This is a genomic window from Microbacterium sp. 05T445 (genome assembly GCF_056395865.1).
In genome coordinates this window covers 635,165-662,131 of record NZ_JBFTKJ010000001.1, presented here as the reverse complement: position 1 = coordinate 662,131, position 26,967 = coordinate 635,165, and the positions used below count along the sequence as shown (strand labels likewise).

The following is a 26,967-nucleotide window of genomic DNA, read 5'->3' as shown; positions in this document are numbered from 1 at the left end:
CTCGTCAGGCGTCGAGTGCCCGCAGCGCCGCCCACAGCTCCGCGCGCGTGGCGAACGACGACAGGTCCCGGCCGAGCACGCGCTCGAGCAGGGCGAGCCGGGTGCGCACGGTGTGGCGATGGACGCCCAGCGCCTGCGCCGTCGCCTCGTGGGAACAGTCCTCGTCGAGCCACACCCGAAGGGTCTCGACCAGCCGCGTGCCCTGCGCGGCGTCGTGTGCGTACAGCGGCTCGAGCTCGGCGCGCGCCAGCGAGCGCGCCTCGTCGGTGAAGGCCGACAGCACGCCGCCGCGCGAGACCTCCGCGAACGCCGTCACCGGCCCTGCGCCGCGGTCGCGTGCGACCCGCGCCTGGCCGACCGCCGCGGCGAAGCCGTCGTAGGCGGTGGGGTCCGAGATCCCGATGTGCACGTCGAACCGCTCGGCGAGCTCCTCGACGCCCGACAGGTCCCCGGCGGGCACCACGAGCACCAGGCCGTCGTCGCCGCGGCCGAAGAACAGCGCGCCGCGGCGCTCGTCGGCCCACAGCTCCAGCAGCTCCGCGATGCCGTCGACGCGTGCGGCTGCGGCATCCGTCACTCCGACGACCACCGGCGCCGACGGCAGGGGTCCCCACAGCTCGCGCGAGGTGCGGCGGGCCAGCGCCGGGTCGCCGGCCATCAGCGACTGCACGAGGCCCGCGCGCAGCGCGCTGCGCGCGCGGGTGAGGCCCTGCTGCTGCTCGAGGGCGAGCCCGGCCATGGCGATGACGGCGGTCACGACCACCCGGCCCTCCTGGTCGAGGTCTCCCGCGGCGATCGCGATGACGCCCCGCAGATGCCCGCCACGGCCGAGGGTCTGCAGCGTGAACGGGGTCTCGCCGATCCGCAGCGACGAGCCCGCCCTGGCGCCGCGGTGCAGCACGCCGGTCACCTCGCGCTGCAGGCCGTCGGCGGTCTCGTGGCCGAGGCCGCCCGCGGGGTGCTCGCGCGCCAGCTCGCCTGCCGCGTCGAACATGCCCACCCAGGTGTCCAGCTGCTTGGCGAGCTCGGCGACGGTGGCGCCGAGCCCGTCCGGGCGGAGCGCCGCGAGGGCGATGGCGCGCTGCGCGGCCAGCGCCCAGCTGCGACGGGCGTAGGCCTCTGCGGCGATGGCCTCGGCGTTGGCGCGCGCGACCGCGATGAAAGGGGTCCGGTACGGCACCTCGAACAGCGGCATCCGCTCGGTGCGGCACGCGTCGACGAGGGCAGGAGGGATGCCGGCGCGCACGACCTCCGTGCCGAAACCGAGCCCGACGACGCCCCGCGCGGCCAGGCGCTGCACGTAGAAGTGGTAGGCCTCGGTGCTGTCCCCGCCGTCGCCGTGGGGGAACTGCGTGCCGGTGGTCAGCAGCACCAGCCCCTCGGACAGGAACGGGGTCGGGTCGACCAGGTCGGAGCTGTGCACCCACCGGATCGCGCGGTCCAGCGCGGCCGGTTCGACGTCGTCGACCGCGAGCGACAGCTTCAGGTCGCGGCGCGCCAGCAGGGCGCGAAGGGTGGGGGCGTCGGAGGCGTCCATGATGCTCCGAGTGTACGGCCGGTACAGCTGGGCGGGCAGAATGTACAGCGAGGCAGGTGCGGGTGTTCGCGGGCACGACATACGCTCCCCACCATGAGCAGCGCAGCCGACACCCTCACCGAAACGCCCCTCGGCGGACCCACCCTGCCCCAGGAGCGCCGCCTGGTCACCAGCATCCCCGGACCCCGTTCGCAGGAGCTGATCGACCGCAAGTCCGACGCCGTCGCCGCGGGCGTCGGCCACACCGCGCCGGTGCACGCCGTCGCTGCGGGCGGCGGAGTCATCGTCGACGCCGACGGCAACTCGCTCATCGATCTCGGCTCGGGCATCGCGGTGACCACGATCGGCAACGCGCACCCCAAGGTCGTCAAGGCCGTGCAGGACCAGGTCGCGCAGTTCACCCACACCTGCTTCATGATCGCGCCCTACGACTCCTACGTGTCGGTCGCCGAGGCGCTCAACCGCATCACCCCGGGCGACCACGCCAAGAAGAGCGCCCTGTTCAACTCGGGCGCCGAGGCGGTCGAGAACGCGATCAAGATCGCTCGCAAGTACACCGGCAAGCAGGCCGTCGTCGCGTTCGACCACGGCTACCACGGCCGCACCAACCTCACGATGGCGCTCACCGCCAAGGCGATGCCCTACAAGAGCGGCTTCGGCCCGTTCGCGTCGGAGATCTACCGCGCCCCCGTCTCGTACCCGTACCGCGACGGTCTCGACGGCGGTCTCGCCGCCAAGAAGGCCATCTCGATGATCGAGAAGCAGGTCGGGGCCGAGAACCTCGCCGCCGTCATCATCGAGCCCATCCAGGGCGAGGGCGGCTTCATCGTCCCCGCCGACGGCTACCTCCCCGCGCTCGTCGAGTGGTGCCGTGCCAACGACGTCGTCTTCATCGCCGACGAGATCCAGACCGGCTTCGCCCGCACCGGCCGCATGTTCGCCAGCGAGGTCTTCGGCATCGTCCCCGACCTCATCACCACGGCCAAGGGCATCGCCGGCGGCCTGCCGCTGGCGGCGGTGACCGGTCGCGCCGAGATCATGGACGCCTCGCACTCCGGCGGCCTGGGCGGCACCTACGGCGGCAACCCGGTCGCGTGCGCCGCGGCCGTCGCCGCCATCGACGTGTTCGAGAACGACGGCATGATCGAGCGCGCCCGCGAGATCGAGAGCATCCTCAAGGGCCGCCTGCAGCAGCTGCAGGCCGCCGACCCGCGCGTGGGTGACGTGCGCGGTCACGGCGCCATGATCGCCGCCGAGTTCGTGGACCCCGCGACGGGGGAGCCGGATGCCGCGCTCACCGCCGCGGTCGCGAAGGCGTCCATCGCACAGGGCGTCATCGTGCTCACCTGCGGCACCTACGGGAACGTGATCCGTTTCCTGCCGCCGCTGTCGATCACCGACGACCTGCTCCACGAGGGCCTGGACGTGGTCGCGGCAGCGCTCGCGGCATCCTGATCCTCCGATCCCGCCTGACAACACCAGATCCGCATCGGATCGTTCCCGCGGCGGCCTGATCGGCCGCCGCGGGTTCCCGAACGAATCCCACCAACGAACGAAGCGCGCACGCGCGCGCCCTGACGAAGGAGTCCGAATGACCGAGCTGACCCGCGACGTCGTCATCGTCGGCGCCGGCGCCGCCGGCCTCACGGCCGCCAACCAGCTGAAGAAGGCGGGCCTGTCGGTCGTCGTGCTCGAGGCGCGCGATCGCGTCGGCGGACGCCTGTGGACCGACGTCGTCGACGGCGCCATGCTCGAGATCGGCGGCCAGTGGGTCTCGCCCGATCAGGACGCGCTGAAGGAGACGCTCGCCGAGCTGGGGCTGGAGACGTACAGCCGCTACCGCGAGGGCGACTCGGTCTACATCGGCCAGGACGGCGAGCTCACCCGCTTCACCGGCGAGATCTTCCCGGTCGCCCCCGAGACCGAGAAGGAGATCGTGCGCCTCATCGAGGTGCTGGACGGCATGGTGGCCGAGATCGACCCCGACAAGCCGTGGGAGCACCCCGACGCCGAGGCCCTCGACCGCATCTCGTTCGAGGCGTGGCTGGAGGAGCAGACCCAGGACCAGGAGGCGCGCGACAACATCGCCCTCTTCATCGCCGGTGCCATGCTCACCAAGCCCGCGTACGCGTTCTCCGCGCTGCAGGCGCTCCTCATGGCCGCCAGCGCGGGCAGCTTCTCGCACCTGGTCGACGCCGACTTCATCCTCGACGAGCGCGTCGTGGGCGGGCTGCAGCAGGTTCCGCTGCTGCTGGCCGAGCGCCTCGGCGACGACGTCGTGCTGGACCAGCCGGTCAACGAGGTGCACTGGTCCGAGGACGGTGTCCGCATCGTCACCGACAACGGCCTCGAGGTGCGCGCCCGCTACGTCATCCTCGCCCACGCGCCGATCCTCTACCCGTGGATCGAGTTCCAGCCGGCGCTGCCGCGCCTGAAGCAGCAGATGCACCAGCACATCTCGATGGGCTTCGTCATCAAGGTGCACGCCGTCTACGACCGCCCGTTCTGGCGCGAGCAGGGCCTGTCGGGCACCGCCTTCAGCCCCTACGAGATCTCGCACGAGGCGTACGACAACACCAACCACGGCGACGAGCGCGGCACCCTCGTGGGCTTCGTGTCGGACCGCAACGCCGACGACCTGTTCCGCGTGTCGGCCGAGGAGCGCAAGGAGCGCATCCTCGAGTCGCTGTCGCACTACTACGGCGACGAGGCGAAGAGCCCGCTCGTCTACTTCGAGAGCGACTGGGGCGCGGAGGAGTGGACGCGCGGCGCGTACGCCGCGAGCTTCGACCTCGGCGGCCTCGCCCGCTACGGCGCGGACCTGCGCACCCCGGTCGGCCCGATCCACTTCGCGTGCAGCGACATGGCCGGCGCCGGGTACCAGCACGTCGACGGCGCGATCCGCATGGGTCGCCTGGTCGCCGACAACATCCTCGAAGCGGCCCGACGATGAGCGCGCGCGTCGTCGTCGGCTATACGGCGACCGATGCCGGGGCCGACGCGGTCGCCCTCGGCATCCGGCTCGCCCAGGCGACGGCGGCGCCGCTCGCCCTCGTGCTGGTGCTCCCGGGTGAGGACCGCAGCGTCATCACCCCGCCGGACGCCGGCTACGACCGCTACCTGGTGACCCAGGCGGAGGCCTGGCTGGCGGAGGCGGCGGCCTCGATCCCGGATGCCGTCGCCCACACGCTGCACGTGCGCTTCGGCGAGTCGTTCGCCGAAGGCCTGATCGCCGCGGCGCACGAGCTGGACGCCTCCCACATCGTGGTCGGCGCCGCCAACGGCGGCCGTCGCGGGCGCCACCGCCTCGGCACCGTCGCGAACGAGCTGCTGCACTCCTCGGACGTGCCCGTGGTGCTCGCTCCCGAAGGCTCCCGCCGCCTCGAGGTCGCCGGGGTCACCCGGGTCACCGCCGCGATCGGCACGCGTCCCGGCGCGAGCGCGTTGCTCGAGGAGAGCGTCGCGCTGGCCACGGCCACCGGCGCCGGGCTGCGGCTGCTGTCGCTGGTCTCGGTCGACCTGCCGTCCAGCGTCGACACCGGCGTCATCCGCATCGCGGGTGCCGCCCACGCCGATGACGTGCTGAGCAAGGTGATCGCGGCACTGCCCGACGGCCTCACGCCCGAGGTCGTGGTGGCACGCGGCGACAGCATCGAGGATGCCGTCGCGCACCTCGCGTGGGAGCCCGGCGAGCTCGCCGTGGTCGGCTCCAGCCGCCTCGCGCAGCCCCGATTCCTGTTCCTCGGCTCGACGGCGGCGAAGATGCTGCACGAGCTGCCCGTCCCGATGGTCGTCGTGCCCCGCACCCGCGGCCAGGAAGGTTCCCGCGCATGAGCGCTCCTCGCAACGCGGCGGCACCGCTGGCCCCGTCCTCCGGCGCCCACTCCGGCGAGCTGTCGAAGAAGGGCCTGAGCGCCGGCGCCGTCGGCGTGCTCGGCGCCGTCGTCATCGGCGTGTCGACGATCGCCCCCGCCTACACGCTGACCGCGTCGCTCGGTCCCACCGTCGCCGTCGTCGGCACCCAGGTGCCCGCGATCATCCTGGTCGGCTTCATCCCGATGCTGCTCACCGCGTTCGGGTACCGCGAGCTGAACCGGGCGATGCCCGACTCCGGCACGTCGTTCACATGGGGAGTGAAGGCCTTCGGCCCCTGGATCGGCTGGATGACCGGGTGGGGCCTCATCGCCGCGACCGTCATCGTGCTGTCGAACCTCGCCGGCATCGCCGTGGAGTTCCTCTTCCTGCTGATCTCGCAGCTCAGCGGCAACCCCGACATCGCCGATCTCGCGTTCAACCCGTTCGTGAACGTGATCGTCTGCCTGCTGTTCATGCTCGGCGCGACCCTCATCTCGTACCGCGACATGCAGACCACGCAGAAGTTCCAGTACGTCCTGGTCGGCTTCCAGGTCGTCGTGCTCGTGCTGTTCGCCGTCGTCGCGATCGTCAAGGCCGTCGACGGCGACGCGCCCGACCCCACCGCCTTCTCGTGGTCGTGGTTCAACCCGTTCGAGGTGCCCACCTTCAGCGCGTTCGCCGCGGGCCTGTCGCTGTCGATCTTCATCTTCTGGGGCTGGGACGTCGTCCTCACCATGAACGAGGAGACCAAGAACCCGGCGAAGACCCCTGGCCGCGCCGCGATGCTCACCGTGGTGATCGTCGTCTCGCTGTACCTCCTGCTCTCGATCGGCCTCATCATGTTCGCGGGCGTCGGCGACGGCCCGCTGGGCCTTGCCAACGAGGACATCTCGGCGAACGTGTTCTTCGCGCTCTCCGACCCGGTCCTGGGCCCGCTGGCGTTCCTGGTGTCGCTCGCGGTGCTGTCGAGCTCGGCCGCCTCGCTGCAGTCCACGGCCGTCGGCCCCGCCCGCACGCTCCTCGCCATGGGGCACTACGGCGCACTGCCGTCGAAGTTCGCGAAGGTGAGCCCGCGGTTCTTCACGCCCGGCTACGCCACCGTGGTCTCGGCGATCGTCGCGTCGGTGTTCTACGCCGTCATGCGCGTGATCAGCGAGAACGTCCTCACCGACACGATCCTGTCGCTCGGCATGATGATCTGCTTCTACTACGGCCTGACCGCGTTCGCGTGCGTGTGGTACTTCCGCAAGCAGTGGTTCGACTCGGTGCGCAGCTTCTTCTTCACGTTCCTGTTCCCACTGGTGGGCGGCGGCATCCTCGCGGTGCTGTTCGTCACGACCCTCCGCGACTCGATGGACCCTGCCTACGGCAGCGGATCGAGCATCGCGGGACTGGGCCTCGTGTTCGTCCTGGGCGTCACGATCATCCTCGCGGGGGTCGTCGTGATGATCTGGCAGGCGATCAAGCGTCCGGCCTTCTTCCGCGGTGAGACACTCAGTATCGACGCACCCGAAAGCCTTCGACGTTCCCGCCGGTGACCGGCAGAATGACCCCCATCCATCCGATCGGAGAGCAAGCATGACCGACTACGCCGTCGTCAACCCGGCCACGGGAGAGACCCTGGCCACGTATCCGACCATCACCGACGAGGCCCTCGAGGCCGCCATCGCGCAGGCGGATGCCGCCTACCGCACGTGGCGCGACGTGCCCGTCGCCGAGCGTGCGGCCCGCATCCGCAAGGTCGCGGAGCTCCACCGCGAGCGCCGCGACGAGCTCGCCGCGATCATCGTGCGCGAGATGGGCAAGCCGCTCGACGCCGCGCTCGGCGAGGTCGACTTCGCGGCCGACATCACCGAGTACTACGCCGACCAGGCCGAGAAGATCACCGGCGACCAGCCGATCGACATCCTCGGCGAGGGCACTGCGGTGATCCGCCGCTCGCCGCTGGGCGTGCTCCTGGGCATCATGCCGTGGAACTTCCCGTACTACCAGGTCGCCCGTTTCGCCGCGCCGAACATCGTGGTGGGCAACACCATCCTGCTCAAGCACGCCAGCCAGTGCCCCGAGTCGGCCGCCGCCATGGAGCAGATGTACATCGACGCCGGACTCGAGGGCGTGTACGTCAACATCTACGCGAGCAACGAGCAGGCCGCCGACGTCATCGCCGACCCGCGCGTGCACGGCGTCTCGGTCACGGGCTCCGAGCGCGCCGGTGCCGCCGTCGCGTCGCAGGCCGGCCAGCACCTCAAGAAGGTCGCCCTCGAGCTCGGCGGATCCGACCCGTTCATCGTGCTGTCGACGGACGACCTCGACGCCACCGTGGGTGCCGCGGTCGCCGCCCGCATGGACAACAACGGCCAGTCGTGCAACGCGCCCAAGCGCTTCATCGTGCAGGAGGGGCTGTACGACGCCTTCCTCGAGAAGTTCACGGCGGCGATGACCGCGGCCAAGATGGGCGACCCGTTCGCCGAGGACACGACCCTCGGGCCGCTGTCGTCGCTGACGGCCGCGAAGGGCCTCGAGGCGCAGGTCGATCGCGCGGTGGCGCAGGGCGCGACCCTCGTGGCCGGTGGCAAGCGCGACGGCGCGTTCTACGAGCCGACCGTCCTGACGGACGTCACGCCCGAGATGGACGTCTACCGCGAGGAGCTCTTCGGGCCCGCCGGTGTCGTCTACAAGGTCGCCGACGAGGACGAAGCGGTGAAGGTCGCCAACGACACCAGCTTCGGCCTCGGGTCGTACGTCTACACGACCGACCCCGAGCAGGCGGCCCGCATCGCCGACAAGATCGACGCCGGCATGGTGTACGTCAACGTCGTGCTCGCCGACGAGCCGGGACTGCCCTTCGGCGGCGTGAAGCGCTCCGGCACCTCGCGCGAGATGGGCCTGCTGGCCGCGGACGAGTTCGTCAACAAGAAGCTCATCCGCGTCGGCGCCTGACGCTGCTCTCAGCGCGTTTCGTCTCGCTCGTTCCTCGCTCGCTCAACGACCGAGCGTGTCGCTCGTTCCTCGCTCGCTCAACGACCGGCCATCCCGGTCGTTGAGCGGGCGAAGCGAGACGGAACGCGCTCACGCGTCTGCGGCGGCCCGCACCTCCGCGAGCGCCTCGTCTGCCCACTGCACCTGCTGCGGGGTGCCCCAGCGGGCAGCCGCGTCCCGTGCCGCCTCGAACGCCGTGACCGCGTCGTCGAGCCGGCCGGCGTCGAACAGCCGCCAGCCGGCGTTGTTGTGCAGCGCGACGCGCCAGCGCAGCGTCCGAGCATCCGCCACGCCGTCGAGGGCCGCCAGCGCCGCATCCGTCCACGCCTCGGCCTGATCGGCGTCGGCGATCGCGAGCATGTGGAGCGCGTCCACCTGCAGGAAGGTGAGCGCGGAAGCGGATGCCGCGTTCGCGGCCGCCAGGAAGTACGGCACCGCCGCGTCGGGGTTCCCGGAGGAGTTGCGGACCCTGCCGCGTTCGAGGGCCGCACGTGCCGCGACGGCGGCATCCTCGATCGACACCGCGTCCAGCACGGCGTCGGCCTCGTCGTAGCGCTCCTGGAGGCCCAGCGCCCGGGCGATCTGGGTCTCGAGCTCGGCACGGGAGGCGGCATCCGGCTCCTGCGCGGCAGCGGCGCGCAGCCTCGTCTCGGAGGCCGCCGGGTCGGAGAAGTCCCACAGCTCGTCGAGCCGGGTCTGCGCGAGGGTCATGGCGGCATGGTATTCCGACTTCCGGGGGTGTCGCCGGAGCACCGGTCCGCGCGAGGATGGGGTCATGGCAGAGACATCGGACCCCGTCATCGCCCTCACCGATGAGCAGTGCTGGGAGCATCTGCGCGGCCAGGAGCTCGGCCGCCTCGTCACGCGGGTGGGGAATGTGCTCGACATCTTCCCGGTGAACTACGTGGTCGACGGCGACAGCGTCCTGTTCCGCACCGCGCAGGGGAGCAAGCTGTTCGAGCTCACCGTCAACGACGAAGTCCTCTTCGAGGTCGACGATCACACCGACACCGACGCGTGGAGCGTGATCCTGCGCGGTCACGCGTACCCGCTGGACCGGGCGGCCGATGTCGAGCGCGCCGACGGGCTGGGCCTGCGGCCCTGGATCCCTACGCTGAAGTACACCTACGTGCGGGTGGAGCCGGCGTCGCTGTCGGGCCGGGCGTTCGCCCGCGGCCCGGAGCCGGATCGCTACGGCGTGCAGCAGTACTGAGTCAGACCCGCGCCAGCCAGGGTGCGAGCGCGTCGCGCACCGCCGCCGACAGTGCGGCGCGGCGCTCGTCCTCCGACGCCGCCGGAAGGTCGCGCATGACCACGGCCACGGCGCCGGAGGTCGCACCCATGAACGCCCCGACCAGGGCTGCCGCCTGGACGGCGGTGTACCGGTCGGGGTAGGCGCGGTGCAGTGCCTCGCCGATGGCCGCCTGCGCGTCGGCGAGCCGGCGCAGGGCGTGTCCGCGCACCGACGCCTCGCTCTGGATGAGCGCAGTCCGCAGGACGGCGCGCTCGCTCACCAGGTCGGTGGCCGCGACGTCGGCGCGCTCCAGGGCGCGCAACAGCGCCATCACCGGTTCGTCGCCGTCGGCGCGGGGCTCGAGGGCGTCGACGGCGGCGCGGATCCGTGCGTCGGCGTCGGGGAAGAGCAGATCGTCCTTGGTGGGGAAGTAGGCGAAAGCGGTCCGCGTGGACACGCCTGCCGCGGCGGCGATGTCGGCGACGGTCGTCTCGCCGTACCCGCGCTCGCGGAACAGCCGGTCGGCCGATTCGACGAGCAGCCGGCGCGTCTGCTCGCGCTTCTGTTCCCGCAGTCCTGCCATGCCCGGCAGTCTAACGGATCTGCATCGACTGCAGAAGTGCAGTCAATGCTAATATGCAGTGCATGCAGAAATATCGTGTGCTGATCGTCGGGGCGGGCATCGCCGGTGCCGCCGCGGCGGCGTTCCTCGGGCGCAGCGGGCACGACGTGACCGTCGTCGAACGCGGAGCGGGCGCCAGATCCAGCGGGAGTCCCGTCGACATCCGCGGTGCGGCGCTCGATGTCATGCGGGCTCTCGACGTCGAGGCGCAGGCGCGGGAGCGCGACACCGGCGCGCGCACGCTGGCTCTCGTCGACCGCGACGGGCGTGCGTTCACGACCCTCGCCCTCCGCAGCGACGCGGACGACATCGAGATCGCACGCGTCGATCTCGCCGCGGTGCTGGTGGAGGCGGCCCGCGACGTCGCCGACGTCCGCTACGGCGACACCTTCTCCACCCTGGCCGCCGATGCCGGCGGTGTCGACGTCGGGTTCGCGGCGGGGGGCCACGGGCGGTTCGACATCGTCGTGGGCGCCGACGGCCAGCACTCCGCCACCCGCCGTGCGGCGTGGGGAGAGGATGCCGTCGCCCGCGCGCCGCTGCCCCTGGCGATCGCCACCGCCCGGCTCCCGCTCGAGATCGACGACCCGCGGATCATCCGCATGCACAACGAGCCGGGGGTCTCGCTGACCGTGCATCCCGCCGGCGGCCGGCCCGGGGCGGCGTTCATCTTCCGCACCGGGGCCGAGCCGTCGGGGCGTGCGGAGCAGGTCGCGCTGCTGCGGACGCGCTATGCGTCGATGGGCTGGCGGGCGGGGGAGTTCCTGGCCGCGCTCGACGATGTCGAAGACCTCTACTTCGACCGGGTGAGCCGCGTGGCCGCGGACTCGTGGTCGCACGGGCGTGTCGTGCTGCTGGGCGACGCCGCGTCGAGCCTCACGATCCTGGGCGACGGGTCGAGCATGGCGCTCGTCGGCGCGCGCGAGCTCGATCGCGCCCTTCGCTCCGAGCGCGACCCGGCGACCGCCTTCGCCGCGCTCGAGGCCCGGCACCGGCCCGTCGTCGAGCGCGCGCAGCGCGGCGCACGGATGGGCGCGGCCTTCCTCGTCCCGGCCGGCGCGGCAGCGCTCGGCATCCGCAATCTCGTGGCTCGGATGATGCGCGGCTTCTGAGGCGGGACCGCCGCGGTTCGCGGGGCCCGCGGGCATGCCGTACACTGGATCGTGCAGTTGAAGTCTGCATTCTTTCGCTGTGCCTGCCGGTCCCATGGGGTCGATCGGGTGCGGCTCCCGGTCTCATGGCGGGGGAGGAGTGCGGGCTTCAGAGACTTCCGGGTCTCTAGGGCGGTAGCTCAATTGGCAGAGCAGCGGTCTCCAAAACCGCAGGTTGCAGGTTCGATTCCTGTCCGCCCTGCGCGTCAGCGCAAACACCGATGGCAGACATCGGTGGTTGACAACACAGTGTGCCGACCCGTGTCGGCCCACGGAAGGTAATCAGGTGGCATCGATGGTTCAGGACGAGCCGAAGGGCGAGGTCGTCCCCGCTGAGGGAACGGCCGCGCCTCGCGAGAAGAAGCCCAACGTCTTCGCTCGTATCGCCCTGTTCATCCGCCAGGTCTTCGCCGAGCTCCGCAAGGTCGTCACGCCGACGCGCCAGGAGCTGCTGAAGTACACGCTGGTGGTGCTCGGGTTCGTCGTCGTGATGATGCTCGTCGTCTACGGCCTCGACGTGCTGTTCGTGTGGATCACGACGGCCGTGTTCGGAGTGCCCGGCGCCTGATCCCGGATGCCCCGGCTCGCGCCGGGAGCGTGACACGGGCGGACCCGCAGGTCCGGCAGCGGACGAAACGGAAGTGAACCCACGTGACTGAAAGATATGCCGACGACGCCGATTGGGCGACGGCCGCCGAGCAGTCCTCGGAGGACGACGAGGCCCAGGAGGGCAACGTCCTGGCCGCCGAGGAGCGGTCCGTCGAGGCCGCCGAGCACGTCGCGATCCACGTGGTCGACGACATCGACGACGAAGACGACGCCGATCTGGACGACATCGACATCGACGACCCGGAGGCCGACGCGATCGTGAACGACGCACTGAACCTGGACGAAGCAGCCGAGACCGAGGCCGCCGCCGAGGTGCTCAACGACTCCATCGCAGAAGAGGTCGCCGACCGCGAGGCGGAGGAAGCCTCCGAGGTGACCCCCTACGACGGTCCCGACGTGAACGGCGACGAGGACGAGCCCGTCCTCGACGAGGACTTCGTCGCCGAGGTGGATGATGCCGCCGCCGTGGTCGACGAGGTCGAGGCCGACGAAGAGGTCGACGAGGTCGAGGCCGACGAAGAGGCCGACGAGGACGAGGACCCGTACGAGGCGTACCGCGCCGAGCTGCGCACCCTCCCGGGCAAGTGGTACGTCATCCACTCCTACGCCGGCTTCGAGCGCAAGGTGAAGGCCAACATCGAGCAGCGCAAGTCGACGCTCGAGGTCGAGGAGGAGATCTACCAGATCGAGGTCCCGATGGAGGACGTCGTCGAGATCAAGAACGGCCAGCGCAAGATGGTCACGCGCGTCCGGATCCCCGGCTACGTGCTCGTGCGCATGGAGCTCAACGAGGACACCTGGTCGGTCGTGCGCCACACGCCCGGTGTGACCGGCTTCGTCGGCAACGCCCACAACCCGACGCCGCTGCGCTTCGAAGAGGCCTTCAACATGCTGAAGAGCCTCGTCGAGGTCAAGGAGGTCGCCGGCGCCAAGGGCGGTGCGGCCAAGAAGGGTGCCGCCGCCGCGGCCCGCGTCATCCCCGCCGAGGTCGACTTCGAGGTGGGCGAGACCATCACGATCAAGGAAGGCTCGTTCGCGGGTCTGCCCGGCACGATCAGCGAGATCAAGCCCGAGAGCGGCAAGCTCACGGTCCTCGTCTCGCTCTTCGAGCGCGAGACCCCGGTCGAGCTGTCGTTCGACCAGGTCACCAAGCTCTGACACAGACTTCCCGGGTATCGTCCCGGGGGAACCGCTGTCCGGAGATGCCGGACGTGCGGGAGAAGGGATGCCTCGCGGCATCCGTTCGTTGAAAGGAAACAAGAATGGCACCGAAGAAGAAGGTGACCGGCCTGATCAAGCTTCAGATCAACGCCGGTGCAGCCAACCCGGCGCCGCCGATCGGCCCCGCGCTCGGTCAGCATGGCGTCAACATCATGGAGTTCTGCAAGGCGTACAACGCCGCGACCGAGTCGCAGCGCGGCAACGTCATCCCCGTGGAGATCACCGTCTACGAGGACCGCAGCTTCACGTTCATCCTGAAGACCCCGCCGGCCGCTGAGCTCATCAAGAAGGCTGCGGGCGTCCAGAAGGGCTCCAAGACCCCTCACACGGTCAAGGTCGCCAAGCTCACCAAGGAGCAGGTGCGCCAGATCGCCGAGACGAAGCAGCCTGACCTGAACGCGAACGACATCGAGGCCGCCTCGAAGATCATCGCCGGCACCGCCCGTTCCATGGGCATCACGGTCGAGGACTGAGGGGGATAGGAAACATGGCTACCAAGTCCAAGGCCTTCCAGGCCGCTGCCGCCAAGATCGAGGCGGACAAGTTCTACACCCCGACCGAGGCCGTCGCCCTCGCGAAGGAGACCGGTTCGGCGAAGTTCGACTCGACCGTCGAGGTCGCGCTGAAGCTCTCGGTCGACCCCCGCAAGGCCGACCAGATGGTGCGCGGCACCGTCATCCTCCCGCACGGCACCGGCAAGACCGCCCGCGTCATCGTGTTCGCGACGGGTCCGGCCGCTGAGGCCGCGATCGCCGCGGGTGCGGACGAGGTCGGCGGCGCCGAGCTCATCGAGAAGGTCGCCGCAGGCTGGACCGCGTTCGACGCGGCCGTCTCGACGCCCGAGCTCATGGGCCAGGTCGGTCGTCTCGGCAAGGTGCTCGGCCCCCGTGGCCTCATGCCCAACCCGAAGACCGGCACCGTGACCCCCAACCCGGCCAAGGCCGTGGAGGAGATCAAGGGCGGCAAGATCGAGTTCCGCGTCGACAAGCACGCCAACGTGCACTTCGTCGTCGGCAAGGCGTCGTTCTCGGCCGACCAGCTCGACGAGAACCTGAAGGCCGCGCTCGAGGAGATCATCCGCCTCAAGCCGTCGAGCTCGAAGGGCCGCTACATCCAGAAGGGCGCCGTGTCGACCACGTTCGGCCCCGGCATCCCGCTGGACGTCAACGCTCTCGTCTGAGCTTTCGGCACACGCTGAACGCAAGGGGCTCCACCTTCGGGTGGGGCCCCTTCGTCGTCTGCGCACGCCGTCACACACGAGGGGTCCGGTCGGACGGGGAGTAGCGTCGGGGCATGGCCGATACGCTCCAGGACCTGTTCGGAATCGACGCCCCGATCGTGCTGGGGCCGTTCGGCGGGCTGTCGTCGGTCGAGCTGACCGCGGCGGTGAGCGAGGCCGGCGGACTGGGCTCGTATGGGCTGTACGGGTACACCGCCGATCGCATCAGCGACACCGTCGCGGCACTGCGCTCGGCGACCTCGCGTCCGTTCGCGGTGAACCTGTGGCTCCCCACGGGCGACGAGGTCACGCCGGGCGAGGTCGACCTGGCGCCGGCGATCGCTGCGGTCGCGCCGCTGTACGACGAGCTCGGCCTCGCTCATCCCACGCCTCCGATCGAGTTCCTGCCCGATCTCGACGCGCAGGTGACGGCAGTGCTGGATGCCGCGCCGGCGGCGCTGAGCCTGGTCTTCGGGGTGCCCTCGCCGCGGCTCGTGGCGGCGGCGCGCAGTCGCGGCATCCGGATCATCGGGACGGCCACGACCGTCGCTGAAGCGGTCGCCCTCGCCGAGGCCGGAATCGACGCGATCGTCGCGACCGGGGCGGAGGCCGGCGGGCACCGGGTGTCGTTCCTGCGCCCGGCGGAGCAGTCGCTCGTCGGCACGTTCGCGCTCGTGCCGCAGGTGGTCGACGCGGTGGACGTGCCGGTGATCGCGGCCGGCGGTATCGCCGATCGGCGCGGCGTGGCCGCGGCGTTCGCGCTCGGCGCGTCGGGCGTGCAAGTGGGGTCGGCGTTCCTGCGCACCCGTCAGTCGGCCGCGACGCAGGCGCACCGTCAGGCCCTCGCGGACGCCGCCGACACCGCGACCGTGCTCACCCGGGCCATGAGCGGCCGGCTGGCCCGCGGCATCCCGAACCGCGCCATGCGCGAGATCGAGACCACGGGGATCATCGCGCCGTTCCCCGCGCAGAACTGGCTCACGGGCCAGTTCCGTGCCGAGGCCGGGCGGCGCGGCGACGGCGAACTGGTGTCGCTGTGGGCGGGGCAGTCCGCGGGGCTTGCGCCCAGCGACGACGCGGCCGAGGTGTTCGCCGAGCTCGCGGCGGGCCTCCCAGACTGACGGCGCCTCACGCCGTGGGCAGCACCTCGAAGCCCCGCGCACCGGTGGTCTCGGCATCCGTCACCGTCGCGCTCTCGACGCGTGCCCCCGGCGGTCCCTGCGCCATCCACGCCAGCACCTCGTCGACCTGACCGTCGGTGCCCTCGACCTCGGCCTCGACCGAACCGTCGCGGCGATTGCGGACCCAGCCCGAGACGCCGGTGTCGCGGGCGACCATGAGCATCGTGTAGCGGTAGCCGACGCCCTGGACGCCACCGCGGACCGTCACGCGCACCCGTCTCATGCCGCCATCTTGCCGTGCGCCGCCGGCGTGGGCGAGGATGCCGCCATGGGAACCGTCGACGAGTACCTCGAGACCCTGGACCCCGACGACCGCGCCGTGGTCGCGCACGTGTTCGATGTGGTGCGCGAACTGCTCCCCGACGTCGAGCAGGGCAAGAGCTACGGCATGCCCGCGCTGCTGTACCGCGGCAAGGCGCTCATCGCGGTGATGCGCACCAGGAAGCACATCGGCGTGTATCCGTTCAGCGGCCGCGTGCCCGAGGTGGTGGCGGGCTCGCTGACCGGGGCCGATCACGACGTACTCGATTTCGACAAGGGCACGATCCGGTTCCAGCCCGAGCGGCCGCTGTCCGACGACACGATCCGCGCCATCGTGACAGCTCGCGTGGCCGAGATCGAGGACCCGGCGCTGCGCAAGCGCTGACGCCGGCGCAGGGTCAGCCCGCGAGCGCCGCCCGCTCGCGGGAGGCCAGCAGTTCGGGCACGTGCCGCTCGGCCCAGTCGCGCATCGCCTGGATCGGCTCCAGCAGCGACAGCCCCAGCGGGGTCAGCGCGTACTCGACGCGCGGCGGAGACTCGCGGTAGGCCGCGCGAGAGACGAGCCCGTCGGCCTCGAGGGCGCGCAGGGTCTCGGTGAGCACCTTCGCGGTGACCACACCCACTCGCGCCTTGACCTCGGTGAACCGCTTCGGGCGGCCGTCGGCGAGGGCGAGGATGACGAACATCGTCCACCGTTCGCCGATGCGGCCGAACACGATCCGGCTGGGGCAGTCCGGCGAGAGCACGTCCATGACGGTGACGTCGCGGGGCGTCGGATCGTCGGTCATCGCATCCTCGTTCTCGGCTCGGCGGCTGCTCGGTTACCTCCGGGGAAGTTCCGTTGAAGTAACCGGTTTCGAATCCATACTGTTGCGGGCATGAGGATTCTACTGACCGGTTCCACCGGCTACATCGGTTCAGCCCTGCTCGAGCGGCTCGTCGCCTCCGGCCACGAGGTCCTCGCGGTGGTGCGCTCGCCCGAGGCGGCCGCGCGGGTCGCCGCTCTCGGAGCGGAGCCCGCGCAGGGCGATGCCGCTGACGCCGTCTGGCTCGCCGGCCTGCTCGCCGACGTCGATGCGGCGGCGCACACCGCGGCACCCGCGGACGGCGCGGCGGCGTTCAACACCGCGGTGGTGGATGCCGCGATCGCCGCGTTCTCCGGCACAGGCAGGCGCTTCGTCCTCACCAGCGGCATCTGGCTGTGGGGTGCGGGAGCCGACATCGTCGAGACGACGGCGCTGGACGCGCCCGAGCTCGTCGCCTGGCGTGCGCCGATCGAGGAGCGGCTGCTCGCCGCGGACGTCGATGCCACGGTCCTCGCCCCGGGGGTGGTCTACGGCCGCGGCGGAGGAATGATCGGCATGATCGTCGACGGCCCGCGCACCGCCGACGGCGCGATCGGTCTCATCGGCGACGGCGCGCAGCGGTGGACCTGGGTGCACGTCGACGACCTCGCCCGGCTCTACGAGATCGCGCTGACCCGACCCGAGGCCCGCGGTCGCCTCATCGCCTCGGACGGCTCGCCCACGACCGTGCGCGCGATCGCCGAACGCGCCGCCGGAGCCGCCGGCGTGAGCGCCGAGACGCCCGAGGCAACCCGCGCGCGGCTCGGCGCGGTGTTCGCCGATGCGATCCTGCTCGACCAGGCGGCCTCCGGTGCCCGTGCCCGCGCGCTCGGCTGGATCCCGGAGCACGAGAGCGTGCTCGACGAGGTGGGGCAGCCGGCATCCGTCTCGTGAACGCGTGCATCCGGGCGCGCCGGAAGGGCGCCCGGATGCCGCCGGGACCGCTCAGTGCGGCAGCACGAGCGAAATGCCGAGGGCGATCATGACGACGGCGATCACCGCGTCGAGGATGCGCCAGGCGCGCGGCGTCGACAGCCAGCGACCCAGCAGCCGCGCGCCGAACGCGAGTCCGAAGAACCAGACGACGCTGGCGACCATGGCGCCGGCGGCGAAGAGCCAGCGGTCGTCGCCGTGCGTGTTCGCCACGGTCCCGAGGAGGAACACCGTGTCGAGGTAGACGTGGGGGTTCAGCCACGTGAGCGCGAGACACGTGAGCACCACGGTCACCAGGCGCGTGCGCGTGGCCGGGGCCGGGGCCGTGCGGATGTCGCCGCGCACCTGCGAGGACGACGCGCCGGGTTCGGGCACGATGTCCGCCAGGCGATCGCCGGCAGGCGCGTCGTCCCCGAGTGTCCGGCCCGACGGCCGCCACGCGCGCCGGGCGGCGAGCAGGCCGTAGCCCACGAGGAACAGGGCGCCCGCCCACCGCACCACGTCGATCAGCCAGGGCGCCGCCTGCAGCACGAGGCCGATGCCCGACACGCCCAGCGCGATCAGGACGGCATCGGATGCCGCGCAGATCGCCGCGACGGCGAGCACGTGCTCGCGGCGCAGCCCTTGCCTCAGCACGAAAAGGTTCTGCGCACCTATGGCGACGATGAGCGAGAAGCCGAGTCCGAGACCGGCGAGCAGGGGAGCGAGCACTCCTCGACGCTACGGCCGACGGCATCCGTAGTACAGCTCATGGATCTTCAGTACCATTAGCCGAACTCATGATGCGGATTCCGTTCGACCTGGCAGAGACCCTCGCCGTCGTCGTCGACGAGGGCACGCTGGATGCCGCCGCGCGGCGTCTGCACGTCACCCCGTCGGCGGTCAGCCAGCGGATCAAGGCGCTGGAGGAGCAGCTCGGGCGCCTCGTGCTCGTGCGGTCGAAGCCGGTGCGTCCCACCGAGGCCGGGGTCGCGGTGATCCGCCTGGCCCGGCAGACGGCGCTGCTCGAGCACGACGCCCTCGCCGAGCTGGGCGCCGATCCCGGCGAGACCGCGCTCACCAGCGTGGCCCTGGCCGTCAACGCGGACTCGCTGGCCACGTGGTTCTTGGAGCCGCTCGCGCAGCTGTCGCTGCGGCATCCGGTCGTCTTCGATCTGCACCGCGACGACCAGGAGTTCACTGCGGGGCTGCTCGAGTCGGGAACGGTGATGGGGGCCGTGACCTCGCGGGCGGCGCCGGTGCCGGGATGCCGCAGCGCGGCGCTGGGCGCGATGCGCTACGAGGCCGTGGCGACCCCCGCCTACGCGACGCAGTGGCTCGGCGGCGACCGCGTCACGGCGCTCGCGGCCGCCCCGCTGGTCGACTTCGACCGCCGCGACGATCTGCAGAACGAGTGGCTCGCGCGGCAGGGCGTGGATCCCGCGACGCCGCCGCGGCACTACGTGCCGGCCTCCAGCGACTTCGCGGCGGCGGTGCGGCTCGGGCTCGGGTGGGCGATGCTGCCGAGGTTCCAGTCGCACGAGGCGCTGGAACGCGGGGAGCTCGTGCTGCTCGGCGGGCCGCCGGTGGACGTCGCGCTGCACTGGCAGCAGTGGAACCTGCGCTCGCCGCTGCTGGACGCCATCGCCGAGGAGGTCATCGCCGAGGGGCGCAGGGTGCTCGCCCCCGCTCCCGCGGCGTGAGGCCGCCTCCGCGTCAGCCGTCGCTGACGCGGAGCACGACCTTGCCGCGGGTGTGGCCGGTCTCGATCGCGCGAAGAGCGTCGGCCGCGTCGGCGAGGTCGAACACCTGCTCGATGTAGACCTGCACCGATCCGGCGTCGAGGAGGCGGGCGACCGTCGCCAGCGCACCGCCGTCGGGGATCACCTTGTACGACGTCGTCCGCACGCCGGCCTCCGCCGCCGCCTCGGCGTAGCCGGGCCACGAGCCGGTGGGCACCAGCACGTAGAGCCCTCCCGGGCGCAGCACGGTCAGCGAACGGGTGCCGGTGTCGCCTCCCACGTTGCCGACGAGGTCGATCACGACGTCGACGTCCGCCACGACTTCCTCGAATCGCGTCGTGGCGTAGTCGATCACCACCGCCGCTCCCAGCTCGCGCAGCCAGGACGTGTTCCTCGCCGACGCGGTGACCGTCACGTGGGCCCCGAAGTACGCGGCGAACTGCACCGCGAAATGACCGACCCCGCCGCTGCCGGCGTGGATGAGCACGCGCTGCCCCTCGTGCGCGTGCGCCGTCTCGACCACGAGCCCCCACGCGGTGAGGGCGGCGAGGGGCACCCCCGCAGCCTCGACGTGCGAGAGGGTCGTGGGCTTGCGTGCGACCGAGAGCGTGGGAGCGACGACGTACTCGCCGTACGATCCGCCGGTGCGGGGGAAGGACGCCATGCCGAACACCTCGGTGCCTGGCGGGAACGGGTGCGCCTCGTACGGGCTCTTCACGACGATCCCGCTGAAGTCGTAGCCCAGGGTGGCGGGGTAGTCGGCGATGGCCCCCGATACCCCCTTGCCCGCGCGCGTCTTGGCGTCGATCGGGTTCACACCCGCCGCGACGACCCTCACCAGAACCTCGCTCAGCACGGGGGAGGGGACGGGCACGGATGCCGCACGCAGCGCCTCGTCCTCACCGGTGGCGTGAACGACCATGGCGCGCATCTGCGTGGGCGGGTCATCCACCGAGGCGAGCGTGGACACCGGCGTCGATCGCAGCGGTCGGAACCTCATCGCGCACTCCCTCCGCGGGGGTGCCGCCGTCGGCACCGATCTGAATCCCGGTGGCTCCAGTCAAGCGCGCCAATGTCTCGCTGGTGTTACGCGGGTGCTAAGGCTCGCACGCGGTATGGCGGCGGGTTCTCGGTCCGTCTCAACGGAATCCGGCGGCCAGCGCCTCGGGAGACAGCGCGTGCTCGACGGCAAGCATGCTCGCGCCCAGCACAGCGGCGCGTTCCGCGGTCACGGACTGGACGATGGAGAGGTGCTCGGTCGCAAGCGGCGTCGAGCGGGTGTACACGATCTCCCTGACGCCGGCGATCAGGTGCTCGCCGACCCGCGCCATCGATCCGCCGATGGTGATGACCGACGGATTGACCAGGCTGACGCACGCGGTGAGCACCTCGCCGATGTCCCTGCCGGCCTGGCGCACCGCCTGCACGGCCTCGACGCTCCCGCGCTTGACGAGGTCGACCACGTCGGAGCTGCTCCTCGCGGCGATGCCCTGATCGCGCAGCGTCCGCGCGATCGCCGGCCCGGAGGCGACGGCTTCGAGGCATCCCCGGTTGCCGCAGCGGCAGGCCACGTTCTCCGCGCGCGTGACGTGCACATGCCCGATGTCGCCCGCGACGCCCTGCGCTCCGCGCTGCAGCGTGCCGCCCGAGATCAGTCCGGCGCCGATCCCTGTCGCGACCTTCACGAAGAGGAGGTGGTCGGTGCTGGGCCAGGCGACCGCGCGCTCGCCCAGCGCCATGATGTTCACGTCGTTGTCGACGAGCACGGGGGCATTGAGGTGCTGATCGAGCCAGCCGGGGATGTCGAAGCGGTCCCAGCCGGGCATGATCGGAGGATTCACGGGCTGTCCGGTGGAGTGCTCGACCGGACCGGGGACTCCGATGCCCACGGCGGCGACCTGTGCGGGGTCGCGGCCCACGTGCTCCAGCAGTCGGGTGGAGCTCTCGACGAGCCACGTGAGCACGGGAACCGGTCCGAGGGCGATGTCCAGCGGCTCGGAATGCTCGGCGAGCACGCTTCCGGTGAGGTCGGTGATCGCCACTGTCGCGTGCGACGCTCCCACGTCGGCCGCGATCACGACCCTCGCGCCAGGATTGAGTGCGAACTGAGACGGTGGCCTGCCCCCGGTCGACACGCCGTCCGCCACCGAGGTGATCAGTCCCATCCTCATCAGCTGATCGACCCGGGCTGCGACCGTGGATCTCGCGAGCCCGGTCGACTTCGCCAGCTCCGCACGTGTGCGAGGGACGCCGTCCCGCAGGAGCTGGAACAGCTGCGTCACGCCCGTTCCGGCGGTCGTATCGGTGCTCATGTCGTTCACTCACATTATCGCCGCGCGAGGTGGACGCGCGCCGCATGACAGTCGAAGCCAAGGCCGCGCTGCGCCGACGGGACCGCACGGGCCGCCGACGCCGGGGCGCGGTCGATGCTCATGTCGCGCGACCGGTGGGCTTGGCGAAGCGCTGCTGGAGCAGCACCGCGACGACGATGATGACGCCCTTGGCAACGGCCTGCACCGAGGAGGTGAGATTGTTCTGGACGAAGACGTTGGTGAGCGTGGCGAAGATCAGCACGCCGAACACCGTGCCCGTGATCGTGCCGCGACCGCCCGCGAGGAGCGTGCCGCCCACCACGACGGCGGCGATCGCATCGAGTTCGAGGAGCTGACCGTGGGTCGAGGTGCCCGCGGTGGTGCGCCCGAGGAACATGACCGCCGCGATGCCGGCCGTCAGGCCGGAGATCGCATAGAGCCACATGATGTGCCTTCTGACGTTGATGCCGGCCAGGCGCGCCGCCTCGCGGTTGCCGCCGATGGCGACGGTGCGGCGTCCGAAGGTCGTGCGGTTGAGCACGACCCAGCCGAGGACGGCGACGATCGCGAAGATCCAGATCAGCACGTCCACTCCGATGAAGTCGGCGTTCATCGCCTGGATGAACCCACGATCCTTGACCTGGAGCGTGCGCCTCTCGGCGAGGATCTCGGCGAGCCCGCGCGCGGCGACGAGCATCGCGAGTGTCGCCATGAACGCCACGACCTTGCCGTACGCGATGATGACCCCGTTGATGAGGCCGGCGGCCAGACCGACGAGGAGCGCGATCACGATCATGACGACCCAGTGGACCTGGTCGGCGAGGTCCTGCACCGCGGCGATCGTGGCGACGACGGACGCAAGACCGAGCACCGATCCCACCGAGAGGTCGATGCCGCCCGCGATGATCACCAGCGTCATGCCGATGCTGACCACGCCGATGATCGAGGCCTGGCGGAGGATCGTGAGGATGTTGCTGACGCTCGTGAACGTGTCGGGTGCCGTGACCGCGCCGACGATGACGAGCAGCAGCAGCGCCACGACGAGGCCGAGGTTGCGGCCGACGGATCCCGACATGAAGCGCTGGAAACGAGTCCTGTCGGATCCGCGCGGCGCGCCTGCGGGTGGTGGTACCTCGCCTGCGGTGGGGACCCCTGCGGTCCGGGTGGTCTGCTCGCTCACGCGGCGGTTCCTTTCATGACGAGGTCGAGCACGCCGTGCTCATCGATCTGGGATGCCGGACGCGTCTCGAGCACGCGGCCGTCGGCGATGACCAGGACGGTGTCGGCCAGGCCGAGCACCTCCTCGATCTCGCTCGAGACGATGACCAGGGCGTTCCCTGCCGCGGCCAGTCGTCTGATCAGGGCATAGATCTCGGCACGGGCTCCGACGTCGACGCCCCGTGTCGGCTCGTCCAGCAGCAGCACCCTCGTCCCGTGCACGAGCCACCGTGCGAGCAGGATCTTCTGCTGGTTTCCGCCCGAGAGGGTGATCGCCTCCCGGTCCGGGTCCGCCGGACGCAGCTCGAGGGCTTCGATCTGCTCACGCGCGCCCTCGCGCTCCGCGCGCTCGTCCAGGAACCCTGCTCGCGCGAACCTCGACATGGACGACAGCGTCACGTTGACGAAGATCGGCTCGTCGAGCACGAGTCCCTGGCTCTTGCGCTCCTCCGGTGACAGGCCGATGCCGGCGCGGACCGCAGCGACCACTGATCCGCGACGCAGTTTCTCGCCGCCCACGCGCACCGTCCCCGACGTGGCGCGTCGTGCGCCGTACACCGTTTCGAGGATCTCTGACCGACCCGACCCGACCAGTCCCGCGAGGCCCACGACCTCTCCGGCGCGGACGGAGAACGACACCTCCTCGAAGACGCCGTCCACCGACAGATCCGAGACCTCCAGCACCGTCGGAGCGTCTTCGGGGACCGGCGTCGCGGGCGGGAAGACGTTCTCGACCGTTCGGCCGGTCATGAGCCGGATCAGCTCCGGTGTCGGGGTGTCGGCCACCGGCAGGCCGTTCGCCATGGATCGCCCGTCCTTCAGGACGGTGATCCTGTCGCCGATCTGCCGGATCTCTTCCAGGCGGTGGGTGATGTAGATCACGGCGATGCCCGAGGAAGTGAGTTCGCGGACGACATGGAAGAGGTTCTTCACCTCTTCGCCGTCGAGCACCGCGGACGGCTCGTCCATGATGATCAGCTTGATGTCGTGGGAGAGCGCCCTCGCCATGCTCACGATCTGCTTGTTCGCCGCGCTGAGCCGGCCGACCTCCGCGTGAGGGGACAGGCCGCCGTGCCCCAGTCGTCGCAACAGGTCTCGTGTCTGCCGCGCCGCTTCGCCGCGCTTGGTGAATCCGCCGCGGGCGAGTTCGTGCCCCAGGAAGATGTTCTCGGCGATCGTCAAGCCGTCGACCACGTCCAGTTCCTGGTACATGGTCGCGATGCCGAGCGAGATGGCAGCCTCGGGCGTGGAGATGTCGACCGGCTCGCCGAGCCACGCGATCTCGCCCTCGTCCGGTCGGTGCACTCCGGCGAGCGTCTTGATCAGCGTCGACTTCCCGGCGCCGTTCTGACCGAGGATGCAATGCACCTCACCGGGCAGGACTCGCAGGTCGACGCCTCGCAGTGCCTGGACACCCGCGAACGTCTTCGTCACTCCTCGAACGTCGAGTAATGCCGAATCATGGTCATCTTTGATCACGCGACGAACATAACATGTCGGCGATCTCCCGTCAGCCGGAGTTTGTTCCGGTCTGCCGTCCGGGTTCTCGCCTCTGAAGTCAATCAATCAGCGGCCAGAACGATCATGATCCCGTATTCAGCTTTTGCCGCAACAAAAACAAAAGATGTCGGTCTGGTGTCCCGTTCTGCTACGGTGATGCCGTCAGCGTGGACTCCTCGGGTGTGGGGCTCGACTATTCCTTCTCGAAGGCGGGCGCTGTCAGAGCTGCATCACATTCAAGGAGGAAACATGCGCTCATACCTGAAAGCGCGCACGAGGCTGGTTCTCACCGGTGCCGCCGTCGTCGCGGCCGCAGGGCTTCTGGTCGGATGCACGGGCTCCGGGGCCGACGAAGGCGACGTCGTAGACCAAGGCACCACGACCGAGGAGAACGCGGCGGAGGGCGACACCGTCGTGATCGGATTCTCCGGACCCGCGGCCGACCACGGCTGGCTGGGTGCGATCAACTCCGGGGCGCAGGCAGCTGCGGACAGCTTCCCCGACGTGGACCTGCGCGTAGCCGAAGGGACGAACGACCCGATCGCGCAGATCGCAGCGGTCGAGACCTTCGTCACCGATGGCGTGGACGCGATCGTCCTTCTCCCGACGGACGGAGCAGCCCTCACCGAAGCGGCCATCGCCGCGATGGAGGCGGGCATCCCCGTCATCAACGTCGACCGCGAGTTCTCGAGCCCGTTCGCTGCGCGCGCCACCGTGCTCGGTGACAACTACGGCATGGGGGTCAGCGCCGGCACGTACATCTGCGAGCAGCTCGACGGCAAGTCCGACGCGGTCGTGGCCGAGATCGCCGGCATCGACTCCCTGCCGCTCACGCAGGATCGCTCGCAGGGCTTCGCCGACGCGCTCGAGGACTGCGGACTGGAAGTCTCCGCACGCGTGGCGGCGGACTTCACGGTCGCGGGCGGCGAGGCGGCGGCATCCCAGCTGCTCTCCGCCAACCCGCACATCGACGCGATCTGGAACCATGACGATGACCAGGGGATCGGCGTCCTCGCGGCGATCGAATCGGCCGGTCGGGACGAGTTCTTCATGATGGGCGGGGCGGGAAGCCGCAGCGCCATGGAGGCGATCGAGGCCGACGACTCCGTGCTGAAGGCGACCGTCATCTATCCCTCCACGCAGGCCGCCGACGGCGTCGCGCTGGCCCGGCTGATCGCTCAGGGCAAGACGCTCGGCGACATCATCACACCCGGCATCCCGAATCGGATCGTTCTGGACGCCCCGGTCGTGACCAAGGAGAACGTCGACCAGTACATCGACCTCGCGTTCGAGTGACCCGCCCGATGGATGGGGGCGTCCGCTGCGTGCCGGCCGACGCCCTCACCCGTCCCCCGCAGAAAAGAGACGGGCTTGACCGACAGCCTTCGCATCGCCATGATCGGCCACGGATTCATGGGCTCGGCGCACTCGCAGGGGTGGCGGGTCGCGCCCCGCTTCTTCGACCTCCCGCGTCATCCCGACATGACCGTGGTGGTCGGACGCAACGCCGATTCCGTCCGCGCGGCAGCGGAGAAGTGGGGTTGGTCCGAGAGCGCCACGGACTGGCGGCAGGTGATCGCCCGCGATGACATCGACGTCGTCGACATCGTCACGCCTGGCAACACGCACGCCGAGATCGCGATCGCCGCGCTCGAAGCGGGCAAGCACGTGCTCTGCGAGAAGCCGCTCGCGAACACCGTCGCCGAAGCCGAGGCGATGCAGCAGGCGGCCGCCGTCGCGGCCGGACACGGCGTGCGCTCCATGGTCGGCTTCACCTACCGTCGCGTCCCCGCGACGACGTTCGCCCGTGACCTGATCGCCGCCGGCCGCATCGGTGAGATCCGCCAGGTGCGTGCCGAGTACCTGCAGGACTGGCTCATGGACCCTGAGGCGCCACTCACGTGGCGACTCGACAAGGAGCTCGCCGGCTCCGGCGCCCTCGGCGACATCGGAGCGCATGCGGTCGATCTGGCGGAGTTCATCACCGGCCAGCGACTGGTCTCGGTATCGGGAGTGATCGAGACGCTCGTCTCCGAGCGCCCTGTCCTGGGCGAAGGGGTCGGGCTCTCCGGCACCGCCGGAACCGCTCGGGGTCCTGTGACGGTGGACGATGTCGCCCTCTTCGCCGGGCGGCTGGAGTCGGGGGCGCTCGCGTCCTTCGAAGCGACGAGGTTCCGCACCGGGCGCAAGAACGCGCTGCGCATCGAGGTGTCCGGATCGAGAGGCGCCATCGCCTTCGACCTCGAGCGCCTGAACGAACTCGAACTCTACGACGCGGCCGCGCCGGGTCTGGAGCAGGGATTCCGCCGGATCCTGGTGACCGAGCACGACCACCCCTACGTCGCGCCGTGGTGGCCGCCCGGCCACGTGCTCGGTTACGAGCACGGGTTCTCCCATCAGGTCCGGGACTTCGTCACCGCGATCGACGAAGGGTCCCAGCCTCGCCCGTCGTTCGCCGACGGGCTGCACGTGCAGCACGTGCTCGACGCCGTCCAGCGCAGCTCGGCCGAGGGCAGCATCTGGACTCCCATAGCCGGCTGAGCCGGGCATCCGGAATGAAAGGCATGTC

The 26,967-nt window shown here is 70.7% G+C and carries 27 protein-coding genes and 1 tRNA gene; 18 read left to right on the top strand and 10 right to left on the bottom strand.

The genetic code is table 11. From position 1 onward, the window contains the following. Positions 1-4: 4 nt before the first annotated feature. Positions 5-1,537, bottom strand: coding sequence for a PucR family transcriptional regulator (locus AC1DDU_RS03195; protein WP_477431179.1), 1,533 nt, complete (start codon positions 1,535-1,537; stop codon positions 5-7). 93 nt (positions 1,538-1,630) lie between these two features. On the opposite strand from AC1DDU_RS03195, the gene gabT reads away from it, so the two are divergent. From gabT to AC1DDU_RS03170, 5 genes are all read left to right on the top strand, one after another. Then, positions 1,631-2,992 (top strand): 4-aminobutyrate--2-oxoglutarate transaminase, encoded by a 1,362-nt coding sequence (gene gabT, locus AC1DDU_RS03190; RefSeq protein WP_477431178.1) that lies wholly within the window; start codon positions 1,631-1,633, stop codon positions 2,990-2,992. A gap of 136 nt (positions 2,993-3,128) precedes the next feature. Continuing rightward, on the top strand, positions 3,129-4,490 hold the full coding sequence (locus tag AC1DDU_RS03185; RefSeq protein WP_477431177.1) for a flavin monoamine oxidase family protein: 1,362 nt from the start codon (positions 3,129-3,131) through the stop codon (positions 4,488-4,490). Further along, positions 4,487-5,371 carry a universal stress protein gene (locus tag AC1DDU_RS03180; RefSeq protein WP_477431176.1) on the top strand — a complete coding sequence of 295 codons (885 nt, stop codon included), beginning with the start codon at positions 4,487-4,489 and terminating at the stop codon, positions 5,369-5,371. The genes AC1DDU_RS03185 and AC1DDU_RS03180 overlap by 4 nt, the downstream gene beginning before the upstream one ends. After that, on the top strand, positions 5,368-6,930 hold the full coding sequence (locus tag AC1DDU_RS03175; protein WP_477431175.1) for an APC family permease: 1,563 nt from the start codon (positions 5,368-5,370) through the stop codon (positions 6,928-6,930). Before AC1DDU_RS03180 ends, AC1DDU_RS03175 begins: the two co-directional genes overlap by 4 nt. Positions 6,931-6,970: 40 nt before the next feature. Continuing rightward, entirely contained in the window at positions 6,971-8,332 is a 1,362-nt protein-coding gene (locus AC1DDU_RS03170) for an NAD-dependent succinate-semialdehyde dehydrogenase (protein ID WP_477431174.1), read from the top strand. Positions 8,333-8,461: 129 nt separating this feature from the next. Here the strand turns inward: AC1DDU_RS03170 and AC1DDU_RS03165 are convergent, their stop codons facing one another. Next, a complete protein-coding gene (locus tag AC1DDU_RS03165; protein ID WP_477431173.1) occupies positions 8,462-9,082 on the bottom strand; it encodes a hypothetical protein in 621 nt (206 codons plus the stop codon). A gap of 64 nt (positions 9,083-9,146) precedes the next feature. Here AC1DDU_RS03165 and AC1DDU_RS03160 point away from each other — a divergent pair, with 64 nt between their 5' ends. Continuing rightward, the gene (locus AC1DDU_RS03160) at positions 9,147-9,584 is read left to right on the top strand and encodes a pyridoxamine 5'-phosphate oxidase family protein (protein WP_477431172.1); all 438 of its coding nucleotides are present in this window, start codon (positions 9,147-9,149) and stop codon (positions 9,582-9,584) included. A 1-nt stretch (position 9,585) separates the two neighbouring features. Here AC1DDU_RS03160 and AC1DDU_RS03155 read toward each other — a convergent pair whose 3' ends face one another. Continuing rightward, entirely contained in the window at positions 9,586-10,188 is a 603-nt protein-coding gene (locus AC1DDU_RS03155; protein WP_477431171.1) for a TetR/AcrR family transcriptional regulator, read from the bottom strand. A 62-nt stretch (positions 10,189-10,250) separates the two neighbouring features. Between AC1DDU_RS03155 and AC1DDU_RS03150 the strand changes: the two genes are divergently transcribed. The 7 genes from AC1DDU_RS03150 to AC1DDU_RS03120 all read left to right on the top strand — a co-directional run bounded on the left by AC1DDU_RS03150 (position 10,251) and on the right by AC1DDU_RS03120 (position 15,548). Next, on the top strand, positions 10,251-11,339 hold the full coding sequence (locus AC1DDU_RS03150) for an FAD-dependent oxidoreductase (RefSeq protein ID WP_477431170.1): 1,089 nt from the start codon (positions 10,251-10,253) through the stop codon (positions 11,337-11,339). Between the two features lie 168 nt (positions 11,340-11,507). After that, positions 11,508-11,580 (top strand) — tRNA-Trp (locus tag AC1DDU_RS03145). Positions 11,581-11,673: 93 nt separating this feature from the next. Further along, positions 11,674-11,946 carry a preprotein translocase subunit SecE gene (secE, locus tag AC1DDU_RS03140; protein ID WP_477431169.1) on the top strand — a complete coding sequence of 91 codons (273 nt, stop codon included), beginning with the start codon at positions 11,674-11,676 and terminating at the stop codon, positions 11,944-11,946. Positions 11,947-12,029: 83 nt separating this feature from the next. Beyond that, a complete protein-coding gene (gene nusG, locus AC1DDU_RS03135; RefSeq protein WP_477431168.1) occupies positions 12,030-13,145 on the top strand; it encodes a transcription termination/antitermination protein NusG in 1,116 nt (371 codons plus the stop codon). Between the two features lie 104 nt (positions 13,146-13,249). After that, the gene (gene rplK / locus AC1DDU_RS03130) at positions 13,250-13,681 is read left to right on the top strand and encodes a 50S ribosomal protein L11 (protein ID WP_045247325.1); all 432 of its coding nucleotides are present in this window, start codon (positions 13,250-13,252) and stop codon (positions 13,679-13,681) included. 14 nt (positions 13,682-13,695) lie between these two features. Beyond that, the gene (gene rplA, locus AC1DDU_RS03125) at positions 13,696-14,388 is read left to right on the top strand and encodes a 50S ribosomal protein L1 (RefSeq protein WP_477431167.1); all 693 of its coding nucleotides are present in this window, start codon (positions 13,696-13,698) and stop codon (positions 14,386-14,388) included. A 113-nt stretch (positions 14,389-14,501) separates the two neighbouring features. Beyond that, on the top strand, positions 14,502-15,548 hold the full coding sequence (locus AC1DDU_RS03120; protein ID WP_477431166.1) for an NAD(P)H-dependent flavin oxidoreductase: 1,047 nt from the start codon (positions 14,502-14,504) through the stop codon (positions 15,546-15,548). A 7-nt stretch (positions 15,549-15,555) separates the two neighbouring features. On the opposite strand, the gene AC1DDU_RS03115 is transcribed toward AC1DDU_RS03120, so the two are convergent. After that, the gene (locus AC1DDU_RS03115) at positions 15,556-15,831 is read right to left on the bottom strand and encodes an acylphosphatase (RefSeq protein WP_477431165.1); all 276 of its coding nucleotides are present in this window, start codon (positions 15,829-15,831) and stop codon (positions 15,556-15,558) included. 45 nt (positions 15,832-15,876) lie between these two features. Here AC1DDU_RS03115 and AC1DDU_RS03110 point away from each other — a divergent pair, with 45 nt between their 5' ends. Then, positions 15,877-16,254: an iron chaperone gene (locus tag AC1DDU_RS03110; protein WP_477431164.1), complete on the top strand. Its 378-nt coding sequence runs from the start codon at positions 15,877-15,879 to the stop codon at positions 16,252-16,254. Positions 16,255-16,267: 13 nt separating this feature from the next. Here the strand turns inward: AC1DDU_RS03110 and AC1DDU_RS03105 are convergent, their stop codons facing one another. Then, positions 16,268-16,657, bottom strand: a complete 390-nt coding sequence (locus tag AC1DDU_RS03105; protein ID WP_477431163.1) for a winged helix-turn-helix transcriptional regulator — start codon at positions 16,655-16,657, stop codon at positions 16,268-16,270. A gap of 90 nt (positions 16,658-16,747) precedes the next feature. Between AC1DDU_RS03105 and AC1DDU_RS03100 the strand changes: the two genes are divergently transcribed. Beyond that, positions 16,748-17,608: an NAD-dependent epimerase/dehydratase family protein gene (locus AC1DDU_RS03100; protein WP_477431162.1), complete on the top strand. Its 861-nt coding sequence runs from the start codon at positions 16,748-16,750 to the stop codon at positions 17,606-17,608. Positions 17,609-17,659: 51 nt separating this feature from the next. Here the strand turns inward: AC1DDU_RS03100 and lysE are convergent, their stop codons facing one another. Next, on the bottom strand, positions 17,660-18,358 hold the full coding sequence (lysE, locus tag AC1DDU_RS03095) for an L-lysine exporter (RefSeq protein WP_477431161.1): 699 nt from the start codon (positions 18,356-18,358) through the stop codon (positions 17,660-17,662). Between the two features lie 71 nt (positions 18,359-18,429). Between lysE and AC1DDU_RS03090 the strand changes: the two genes are divergently transcribed. Then, positions 18,430-19,329, top strand: a complete 900-nt coding sequence (locus AC1DDU_RS03090) for a LysR family transcriptional regulator ArgP (RefSeq protein ID WP_477433406.1) — start codon at positions 18,430-18,432, stop codon at positions 19,327-19,329. Positions 19,330-19,342: 13 nt separating this feature from the next. Here AC1DDU_RS03090 and AC1DDU_RS03085 read toward each other — a convergent pair whose 3' ends face one another. The 4 genes from AC1DDU_RS03085 to AC1DDU_RS03070 form a co-directional block, all read right to left on the bottom strand. Continuing rightward, the gene (locus AC1DDU_RS03085; RefSeq protein ID WP_477431160.1) at positions 19,343-20,368 is read right to left on the bottom strand and encodes an NADP-dependent oxidoreductase; all 1,026 of its coding nucleotides are present in this window, start codon (positions 20,366-20,368) and stop codon (positions 19,343-19,345) included. Positions 20,369-20,507: 139 nt separating this feature from the next. Next, entirely contained in the window at positions 20,508-21,680 is a 1,173-nt protein-coding gene (locus tag AC1DDU_RS03080) for an ROK family transcriptional regulator (protein WP_477431159.1), read from the bottom strand. 118 nt (positions 21,681-21,798) lie between these two features. Continuing rightward, positions 21,799-22,860, bottom strand: a complete 1,062-nt coding sequence (locus AC1DDU_RS03075) for an ABC transporter permease (protein WP_477431158.1) — start codon at positions 22,858-22,860, stop codon at positions 21,799-21,801. Next, the gene (locus tag AC1DDU_RS03070; protein ID WP_477431157.1) at positions 22,857-24,332 is read right to left on the bottom strand and encodes a sugar ABC transporter ATP-binding protein; all 1,476 of its coding nucleotides are present in this window, start codon (positions 24,330-24,332) and stop codon (positions 22,857-22,859) included. Before AC1DDU_RS03070 ends, AC1DDU_RS03075 begins: the two co-directional genes overlap by 4 nt. A gap of 315 nt (positions 24,333-24,647) precedes the next feature. Here AC1DDU_RS03070 and AC1DDU_RS03065 point away from each other — a divergent pair, with 315 nt between their 5' ends. Beyond that, the gene (locus tag AC1DDU_RS03065; protein ID WP_477431156.1) at positions 24,648-25,694 is read left to right on the top strand and encodes a substrate-binding domain-containing protein; all 1,047 of its coding nucleotides are present in this window, start codon (positions 24,648-24,650) and stop codon (positions 25,692-25,694) included. Between the two features lie 99 nt (positions 25,695-25,793). Continuing rightward, a complete protein-coding gene (locus AC1DDU_RS03060; RefSeq protein ID WP_477433404.1) occupies positions 25,794-26,939 on the top strand; it encodes a Gfo/Idh/MocA family protein in 1,146 nt (381 codons plus the stop codon). The last annotated feature ends 28 nt before the right edge of the window (positions 26,940-26,967 follow it).

Bases quoted from the DNA above. Each gene is read 5' to 3' on its own strand.
- AC1DDU_RS03195 (WP_477431179.1), bottom strand. From the start codon at position 1,537: ATGGACGCCTCCGACGCCCCCACCCTTCGCGCCCTGCTGGCGCGCCGC.
- gabT (WP_477431178.1), top strand. From the start codon at position 1,631: ATGAGCAGCGCAGCCGACACCCTCACCGAAACGCCCCTCGGCGGACCC.
- AC1DDU_RS03185 (WP_477431177.1), top strand. From the start codon at position 3,129: ATGACCGAGCTGACCCGCGACGTCGTCATCGTCGGCGCCGGCGCCGCC.
- AC1DDU_RS03180 (WP_477431176.1), top strand. From the start codon at position 4,487: ATGAGCGCGCGCGTCGTCGTCGGCTATACGGCGACCGATGCCGGGGCC.
- AC1DDU_RS03175 (WP_477431175.1), top strand. From the start codon at position 5,368: ATGAGCGCTCCTCGCAACGCGGCGGCACCGCTGGCCCCGTCCTCCGGC.
- AC1DDU_RS03170 (WP_477431174.1), top strand. From the start codon at position 6,971: ATGACCGACTACGCCGTCGTCAACCCGGCCACGGGAGAGACCCTGGCC.
- AC1DDU_RS03165 (WP_477431173.1), bottom strand. From the start codon at position 9,082: ATGACCCTCGCGCAGACCCGGCTCGACGAGCTGTGGGACTTCTCCGAC.
- AC1DDU_RS03160 (WP_477431172.1), top strand. From the start codon at position 9,147: ATGGCAGAGACATCGGACCCCGTCATCGCCCTCACCGATGAGCAGTGC.
- AC1DDU_RS03155 (WP_477431171.1), bottom strand. From the start codon at position 10,188: ATGGCAGGACTGCGGGAACAGAAGCGCGAGCAGACGCGCCGGCTGCTC.
- AC1DDU_RS03150 (WP_477431170.1), top strand. From the start codon at position 10,251: ATGCAGAAATATCGTGTGCTGATCGTCGGGGCGGGCATCGCCGGTGCC.
- secE (WP_477431169.1), top strand. From the start codon at position 11,674: ATGGTTCAGGACGAGCCGAAGGGCGAGGTCGTCCCCGCTGAGGGAACG.
- rplK (WP_045247325.1), top strand. From the start codon at position 13,250: ATGGCACCGAAGAAGAAGGTGACCGGCCTGATCAAGCTTCAGATCAAC.
- rplA (WP_477431167.1), top strand. From the start codon at position 13,696: ATGGCTACCAAGTCCAAGGCCTTCCAGGCCGCTGCCGCCAAGATCGAG.
- AC1DDU_RS03120 (WP_477431166.1), top strand. From the start codon at position 14,502: ATGGCCGATACGCTCCAGGACCTGTTCGGAATCGACGCCCCGATCGTG.
- AC1DDU_RS03115 (WP_477431165.1), bottom strand. From the start codon at position 15,831: ATGAGACGGGTGCGCGTGACGGTCCGCGGTGGCGTCCAGGGCGTCGGC.
- AC1DDU_RS03110 (WP_477431164.1), top strand. From the start codon at position 15,877: ATGGGAACCGTCGACGAGTACCTCGAGACCCTGGACCCCGACGACCGC.
- AC1DDU_RS03105 (WP_477431163.1), bottom strand. From the start codon at position 16,657: ATGACCGACGATCCGACGCCCCGCGACGTCACCGTCATGGACGTGCTC.
- AC1DDU_RS03100 (WP_477431162.1), top strand. From the start codon at position 16,748: ATGAGGATTCTACTGACCGGTTCCACCGGCTACATCGGTTCAGCCCTG.
- AC1DDU_RS03090 (WP_477433406.1), top strand. From the start codon at position 18,430: ATGCGGATTCCGTTCGACCTGGCAGAGACCCTCGCCGTCGTCGTCGAC.
- AC1DDU_RS03085 (WP_477431160.1), bottom strand. From the start codon at position 20,368: ATGAGGTTCCGACCGCTGCGATCGACGCCGGTGTCCACGCTCGCCTCG.
- AC1DDU_RS03080 (WP_477431159.1), bottom strand. From the start codon at position 21,680: ATGAGCACCGATACGACCGCCGGAACGGGCGTGACGCAGCTGTTCCAG.
- AC1DDU_RS03065 (WP_477431156.1), top strand. From the start codon at position 24,648: ATGCGCTCATACCTGAAAGCGCGCACGAGGCTGGTTCTCACCGGTGCC.
- AC1DDU_RS03060 (WP_477433404.1), top strand. From the start codon at position 25,794: ATGATCGGCCACGGATTCATGGGCTCGGCGCACTCGCAGGGGTGGCGG.